Source organism: Magnetococcales bacterium (genome assembly GCA_015231925.1).
In the GTDB taxonomy this organism is placed as follows: Bacteria; Pseudomonadota; Magnetococcia; order Magnetococcales; family JADGAQ01; genus JADGAQ01.
This window is the reverse complement of sequence record JADGAQ010000200.1, coordinates 1-7,339: the sequence shown is the minus strand read 5'-3', so window position 1 is coordinate 7,339 and position 7,339 is coordinate 1. Positions and strand designations below refer to the sequence as shown.

At 61.2% G+C, this 7,339-nt stretch carries 5 protein-coding genes; 3 read left to right on the top strand and 2 right to left on the bottom strand.

The window, feature by feature from the left end; all coding sequences use genetic code 11:
• Positions 1 to 1,330, bottom strand: a 1,330-nt coding sequence (locus HQL56_16755; GenBank protein ID MBF0311167.1) for a hypothetical protein, incomplete at its 3' end; no start/stop codon positions are given.
• Positions 1,331 to 1,548: 218 nt separating this feature from the next.
• Between HQL56_16755 and HQL56_16750 the strand changes: the two genes are divergently transcribed.
• From HQL56_16750 to HQL56_16740, 3 genes are read left to right on the top strand one after another with little or no spacing between them, the layout of a single operon-like run.
• Positions 1,549 to 3,918, top strand: coding sequence for a PAS domain S-box protein (locus tag HQL56_16750; protein MBF0311166.1), 2,370 nt, complete (start codon positions 1,549 to 1,551; stop codon positions 3,916 to 3,918).
• Positions 3,915 to 4,850: an SPFH/Band 7/PHB domain protein gene (locus HQL56_16745; GenBank protein MBF0311165.1), complete on the top strand. Its 936-nt coding sequence runs from the start codon at positions 3,915 to 3,917 to the stop codon at positions 4,848 to 4,850. Before HQL56_16750 ends, HQL56_16745 begins: the two co-directional genes overlap by 4 nt.
• A 9-nt stretch (positions 4,851 to 4,859) precedes the next feature.
• On the top strand, positions 4,860 to 5,306 hold the full coding sequence (locus tag HQL56_16740) for an NfeD family protein (protein ID MBF0311164.1): 447 nt from the start codon (positions 4,860 to 4,862) through the stop codon (positions 5,304 to 5,306).
• A gap of 13 nt (positions 5,307 to 5,319) precedes the next feature.
• Here the strand turns inward: HQL56_16740 and HQL56_16735 are convergent.
• A partial coding sequence (locus tag HQL56_16735; protein ID MBF0311163.1) for a response regulator occupies positions 5,320 to 7,339 on the bottom strand: 2,020 nt, incomplete at its 5' end.

Here is a 7,339-nt window from a genome sequence, read left to right as displayed (position 1 = left end):
CTTCCGCCAGATGGCCGATTTCGTCCCCGCCCGTGGCCACGGGAACGGCGTCGAAGCGTCCCGTCGCGACATCCTTGGAGTAGCGCCAGAGGCGATTGAGGGACCGGGTCACCGAGGAGATGATGGTGGAGAGGACCAACCCGGTCAGCAGGATGGAGCAGAAGCTGAACAGCATCAGAATGCCGGCCCAGCGTTCGCCGTACTCCTTGGTTTTGCGGGCCGTGTCCCGGGCCAGGGTGCTGGAGAGGGCGCTGATCTCCCGGGTCAGGGGTTCGACCTGGTGGGAGGCGAGGCGCATGTTTTCCACCTGCTCCAGGAGGTTCGTGCGTTTTTGGACCAGGGCCAGGAAGGCGACCCGATAGGTATCCAGAGCGGCGCTCATGCGGTTGCGCACCTCCTCGGGGATCTGCGCCTTGGCCACTTGCCGTCCCAGTTCCTGCAGCAGTTCGGTGGCTTTCTGCAGGTATTCCGCCTCGCCGCGCAGCAGGTAGTTCTTTTCGGTGCGACGCAATTCCAGATAGAGCAGCAGTCCACGGGAGACCGAATAGCTGTCCAGTTCCATGCGCAGACGGTTCAGCTCCTTGTGCAGGGGCTGCTGAAGGATCGATTTCCGATTGGCGGCGGGCAGACGACGCCAGGCCTCGGCCCGGCGCGAATCGCCCAGCAGGGTGATCACGCCGGCGAAACGGCTGCGCAGCCCCTCGTCGGCCTGGAGGCTCTCCCTCAAGGCGGTGGTCAGGGCCGGAAGCTGATCGAGAAAGTTCTCTCCCCCTTCCAGAACCCAGGCGATCTCCAGCATCAGCAGTTCGGCGACCTCTCCGTGAATGCCCTCCCATCGCAGGGGGGCCAGCATATCCTCCAGGTCGTGGGCCGCCTGACGGAAGCGTCCCTGATGACCCGTCTCCGGTGTCAGTCCGATCTCCTCCTGGGCTTCCACCACCCGTTTGAAGGCTTCCAGATAACGTTGCATGCCCTCTTCGATGGTGGTGGCGCGGGCCACCAGGTTTTCCCGCTCCGACTGCCGCGCCAGAGCCAACAGCTCGGTATTGCGATGGAGCAGTTCACCGACGGCGGCGCGAAGCTGCTCCGGTTGAGCCGGATCCAGGCGATTCAGATAATCCTTTTCCGCACGTCGGGCGGTCAGCAGATGGATATTCATCTCCTGCCCCAGGCTTTGCAGACGGATCTCCCGCTGAAGGAGCGTCTGGTTATTCGCCAGACATTCAGATAAGATGAAGGTGTAAAACCAGACAACTCCTATAAATGTGAGCAAGGAGACGGCAATCGTCAGGGAGAGTTTCACGCGAATGGGCACGTCGGCCAGTCTCATGGCTTCCTCTTGGTGGGCGGGAGGGGGGCAAGCGAGTCGCATAACGGTGTTGAATTATCCTCGGGCAGCGTGTACTTTGAACCGGTGTGCGTTTCCGCCCGGCTGCCGTCCCGGAAGAATACTATGACACACCTTGCCCGAATTGTGCCAAGTCAACTCCGCGCACCACCGCTTTTCGCCCGATTCTCGGGATATTTTCCGGGTAAGTGAACGTCGCCATGAATGCTCCCGTGCCAAAAATCCTGCTGGTGAACGACCACCTGCCCAATCCGGAAAACGTGGCGCTCCTGCTTTCCAGTCTGCCCGTGCAGGTTGTGGAGGCTCATACGGTCTCCCAGGCTCTGGGCATGATGCTGGACCGCGATCTCATCGCCATCCTCCTGGATGCGGACATGCCTGAACTCAACGGGGTCGAACTCGCGGCCACTCTCCGGGAGATCGACACGACCCGGCGCATTCCCATCCTCTTTCTGACCGATGATCCGGGACGGCGGGTCAAAAATTGTCTGTCGGGGGGTGTCGATTTCCTGGAAAAGCCCGTGAACGGGGCCTTGCTCCTTTCCAAGGTGGAAGTCTGCCTGGAAATGTACCGCATGCGCTGTGCCCAGGAGGAGACCCTGGCCCGGTTGCGCCAGAGCGAAGCCACCTTGCGCGCCATGATCGATCACGTCGGCATCGGCATGACCCGGGTCGATCTCCAGGGGCGCATCCTGGAGTCCAATCTGGCCCTGGCCACCATGCTGGGTTATCCCGATGCCGAATCCCTGGTGGGCATGAGCGTTGCCGAGATCACCCATCCGGAAGAGCGGGAGGCCAACGCCATGTTGCATCAGCAGGTGATTCGCGGCGCCCTCCCCTCCTCCCGCTGGGAAAAGCGCTACTTGAAGCGGGACGGTTCCACCGTCTGGGGCCGGGTGACGGTGACGCTGATCCCCCAGGCCGGGACGTCGGGGCCCTTTCTGGTGGCGGCCATCGAGGATATTTCCGAATTCAAGGGCTTGATCGCCCGCTTGGAAGAGAGCGAAAACCGTTTCCGTTCCATTTTCGAACACGCCCCCGTGGCCTACCAGAGTTTGAACCGGGAGGGGTGTTTCATCGACACCAACCCCATTCTGCACGAGCTGTTGGGCTATGAACGGGAGGAGATTCTGGGTCGCTCCTTCGGGGAGATGTGGAGTCCCGGCTCACAAGAGGCCTTTTCCGAGGCCTACAGCCATTTTCTGCATACCGGGGCCACGCGCGGCGAGCTGGAACTGGTGGCCCGCGACGGCTCCTCCCGCACGGTGCTGCTGGACGGGCGGGTGCAGCGCGACAGTCAGGGCGGTTTCGCCCGCACCCACTGTGTCCTGTTCGATATCTCCAACCGCAAACGCATGGAAGAGGCGTTGCGGGAGGCCAAGGCCCAGGCGGAACGGGCCAACCGGGCCAAAAGCGAGTTTCTGGCCAATATGAGTCACGAGATCCGCACGCCCCTCAACGCCATTCTGGGCATGGGCGAGTTGTTGGAAGAACGGGATCTCGACGAGACCGAACGCCGTTACGTGCAGATCTTCCGGGGGGCGGGCGAGGTGCTGCTTTCGGTGATCAACGACGTTCTGGACATGGCCAAGATCGAGGCGGGTGAACTCTCCCTGGAGTCGATTCCCTTCCGCTTGCGGGAACTGGTGACCACCAATACGGAAATCATCGCCTTGCGGGCCCGGAGCAAGGGGTTGGTTCTGCGCAGCGAAATCGCTGCCGATGTTCCCGATCCGGTGATGGGAGACCCTCTGCGCATCAGCCAGGTTTTGTTGAATCTGCTGGGCAACGCCATCAAGTTTACCGAGAAGGGGCAGGTGATGTTGCGGGTGGATGACCTGCGTGAAATCCCCTCGGGCATCGAGGTGCGCTTTTCCGTCTCCGATACCGGGATCGGCATCGCTCCGGAGAAATTGCAGGCCATCTTCTCGCCCTTTTCCCAGGCGGACAATTCCATCACCCGTCGTTTCGGCGGTACCGGATTGGGCTTGTCCATCTCCCGTCGCCTGGTTCAGGCCATGGGAGGGGAGCTTTCGGTGGATAGCCGGGTGGGTGAAGGCAGCACCTTTCGTTTTCGGGTGTCCCTCGGACGGGATCTTTCCATCGCCCAACCCTCTGCGGCCACGGGAATGCGGGTCGAGGCGATCGAGGCGTTGCGGCAGCGCCCCTTGCGGCTTCTGGTGGCGGAAGACGCCCTGGACAATCGCCTGCTCCTCTCCGCCTTCCTGAATCAGACGGCGCTGACCCTCGATTTTGCCGAAAATGGCCGGGAGGCCGTGAACCGCTTCATTCGGGGGCGCTACGATCTGGTGCTTATGGACGTGCAGATGCCGGATATGGACGGATTCAGCGCCACCCGCGCCATTCGGGCCTGGGAGAGGGATAACGGCCTGGAACCGACCCCGATTCTGGCCTTGACCGCCTACGCCCTGCACGAGGATGTGGAGAAAGCCCGTGCTGCGGGGTGTACCGCCCATCTGGCCAAACCGATCAAGAAGAAGACCCTCTTCGCCGCCCTGGCGGAGCATGCCCCTCCCCTCCCCAATCCTGTCGACGCGGAGCGCACATGAGCGGACTGTTGCCATTTTTCATGCTGTCCCTGCTGATTCTGGCGGTGATCCTGGCGGTTGCTGCGGTGCGGGTGGTGCCCCAGGGAATGGAATACACCCTGGAACGCTGGGGCCGCTACATTGGCACCCTCAAGCCCGGATTCAACGTGATCATGCCGATTTTCGACCGTATCGGCTCCAAGATCAACATGATGGAGCAGGTGCTGGATGTGCCCTCCCAGGAGGTGATCACCAAGGACAACGCCATGGTGCGAGTGGACGGTGTCCTCTTCTTCCAGATACTGGACGCGGCCAAGGCGGCCTACGAGGTCTCCAATCTGCAACTGGCCATTCGCCAGTTGACCCAGACCAATATCCGTACCGTCATGGGTTCCATGGATCTGGACGAACTGCTCTCCCGTCGGGACGATATCAACATCCGGCTGCTGTCGGTGGTGGATCACGCCACGGGACCGTGGGGCATCAAGGTGACCCGCATCGAGATCAAGGACATCACGCCGCCCCATGATCTGGTGGAGTCGATGGGCCGCCAGATGAAAGCGGAACGGGAGAAGAGAGCCCAGATTCTGGAGGCGGAGGGTTTTCGTCAGGCGGAGATCCTCAAGGCCGAGGGGGAAAAGCAGGCGGCGATTCTGCAAGCCGAGGGCAGACGAGAGGCTGCCTTCCGGGAAGCCGAGGCGCGGGAGCGTCTGGCCGAGGCGGAGGCCCAGGCGACTCGCATGGTTTCCGAGGCCATATCCCAGGGCAACGTGCAGGCCATCAACTATTTCGTGGCCCAGAAGTATGTGGAAGCCCTGGGGCGCATCGCCTCCTCGCCGAACGAAAAGGTCATCCTGCTGCCCATGGAGACTTCGGGCGTACTCGCTTCGCTGGCGGGTGTGGCGGAGTTGGCGCGGGATGCCTTTTCCGGCAAAAAGTCGGACCGGGTCTGAGTACGTTCCATGGAATCCTATTTCGCCCAACTCACCCATTGGCACTGGGCCATCCTGGCGGTCGGTTTCACCATCGTGGAGGTATTGCTGCCGGTTTTCGTCTTCCTCTGGCTGGGCCTGGCCGCAGGCTTGACCGCCGTGGTCAAGTACCTCCATCCGGCCTTTTCCTGGGAGGGGCAGTTTCTGCTCTTTTGCGCCACCGCGCTGCTGACCATCGCGGTGTGGCACGGTTTGCTGCGCAAACGACCCTCCGCCGTGGGCGACAGCACCCTGAACCGGCGCGGCACCCAGTACATCGGTCAGGTATTCACCCTGGAGCAGCCCATCGTGGACGGGGTGGGCCACCTGCGGGTGGACGACACCTTCTGGCGCTTGCAAGGCCCGGAGTTGACGGCGGGCGCCAAGGTCCGGGTAACCGAGGTGGTGGGCAATGCCCTGAAGGTTGAGGCGGTTTGATCCCCCTTTTCCGTCAAAGCTTCGACATCACGCCCCAGATGGTCGAGATCAGATGGCTTTTTTTGATGGGCTTGACCAGATGGGCGTCACACCCCGCCTGAAGGCTCATCTGCTGCTCGCTTTGCAGGGCGTGGGCGCTCAAGGCCAGAATGGGCAGAGGCTTGCGGGACTCCCGTTGCTCCCAGGCCCGGATCATCCGCGTGGCGGTGTAGCCATCCATGACCGGCATCTGAATATCCATCAAAATCAGGTCATACTGCCCACGGGGGACGCAATCCACCGCTTCCTGTCCGTTCTGGACGGTTTCGATGGTCCAGGGGGTCTTTTTCAGGTAGGTGCGAATCAGGTTCTGATTGTCCGGTGAGTCTTCCACCAGCAGAATGTGCAACGGGGAGAGTTCCGTCAGGGGCGGCGGTGCCGTCCGGGCAACGGTGGAATCCGGGGCCTCGACAACGGGCATGGCAATGGTGAAGGAGAAGGTGCTGCCCTCGCCCAAACGGCTTTCCACCTTCAGTTGGCCTCCCATGCGTTCCACCAGATTGCGCGAGATGGCCAGTCCCAAACCGGTGCCGCCATGGCGTCGGGAGATGCTGGCATCGGCCTGGGTGAACTTGTCGAAGATCTTGTCCAGATGCTCCTCGGCAATCCCCTCCCCGGTATCCGAGAGGCTGAAACGACAGAGATTGCCCTGGGGAGCGTACTCCACGTTCAAGGCGATGTGGCCTTGCTGAGTGAACTTCACGGCATTGCCCAGCAGGTTCACCAGGATCTGCCGCAGTCGGGCTTCATCCCCCGAAACCCACATCGGCAGATCCGGGGAGAGGGTGACCTGAAACTGCAACCCTTTGGTTTCGATACGACTTCGCATCATATTTTCCACGGCGCTCAACAGAGAGCGGGGCTGATAAGCCACATTTTCCAATACCAGCCTGCCGATCTCGATGCGGGAGAGATCCAGGATGTCGTTGATCAGACTGAGCAAATGCTCCCCCGCCCGATTGACCACCTCCAGTTGCTGCCTCTGTTCGCTGGTCAACACGCTCTCTTCCAGAATGTCGCTCATGCCCAGCAGCACATTCAGGGGAGTACGAATTTCGTGACTCATGATGGCCAGAAATTCACTTTTGGCCAGATTGGCCGCCTCGGCGGCCTGGCGAGCCTCGCGCAACGCCTCTTCCGCCTGCCAGCGCATCAGAAAGCGCTGCACTTCGTCCCCGACCCGTTCGAGTTGGGTGATATCGTTCTGATCGTAGGGAAGCCCCTTGTTGCCCACGCCCAGAATGAAACATACCTTCCCGTTTTCCATGAGCGGGGTACTCATGTGCCGCAGTACCGGGAAATGGCCCTCGGGATATCCGTGGAGTCCGGGCTCGCTGGGGCAGTTGTTATGCACCACCGTCTTTTTCAGGCGAAAGGAGTCGGCCCAGATTCCCGCCCTGGAAATGGGATAATGGCTGGCATGAACGGCGTTGCAGTGTTCGAGGGTAGCGGCATTCCAGGTGACGAGGCGGATGGTCTCCTGGTCGGCATTGACCCGGTGCAGATAGCCGATACGGCTGTCCGTGAGACTCACGGCAATATCCACCGCCAGGGTGCAGAGTTCCTTCTCCGAGAGTCCGGGAGCCTTGCGGTTCATTTCCAGGAGCATGGCCAGTCGCTGCTCGTTTTTTTCCCGATAGATTTCGGCCCGACGGACCTCCGTGATATCCCGGGCCATGAACACATACCCGATGCCATTCCCCGCCCGATCCGGAATGCGGGTGATGCGGACGGAGAGGATGATGGTCCGGTGGTGAAGCGGGTACTCCCTTTCGTATTCGAGAAGACCGCTTTCCGGAAGTGGGGAGGTTTTCGAACCGAATCGGAAGGGATTGATCGGCTCCATGGCGGGATGTTGATCCAGCCATTTGCCGATTACCTCCTCCTGTGAGATACCGAAGAGTTTTTCGGCCATGGGATTGAAGTAGCGGATGCACCAGTCGGGGTCGGTGGCCACGATGGCGACATTGGTGGAATGGCGCAGGATGTTGTCG

Bases quoted from the DNA above. Each gene is read 5' to 3' on its own strand.
- HQL56_16750 (MBF0311166.1), top strand. From the start codon at position 1,549: ATGAATGCTCCCGTGCCAAAAATCCTGCTGGTGAACGACCACCTGCCC.
- HQL56_16745 (MBF0311165.1), top strand. From the start codon at position 3,915: ATGAGCGGACTGTTGCCATTTTTCATGCTGTCCCTGCTGATTCTGGCG.
- HQL56_16740 (MBF0311164.1), top strand. From the start codon at position 4,860: ATGGAATCCTATTTCGCCCAACTCACCCATTGGCACTGGGCCATCCTG.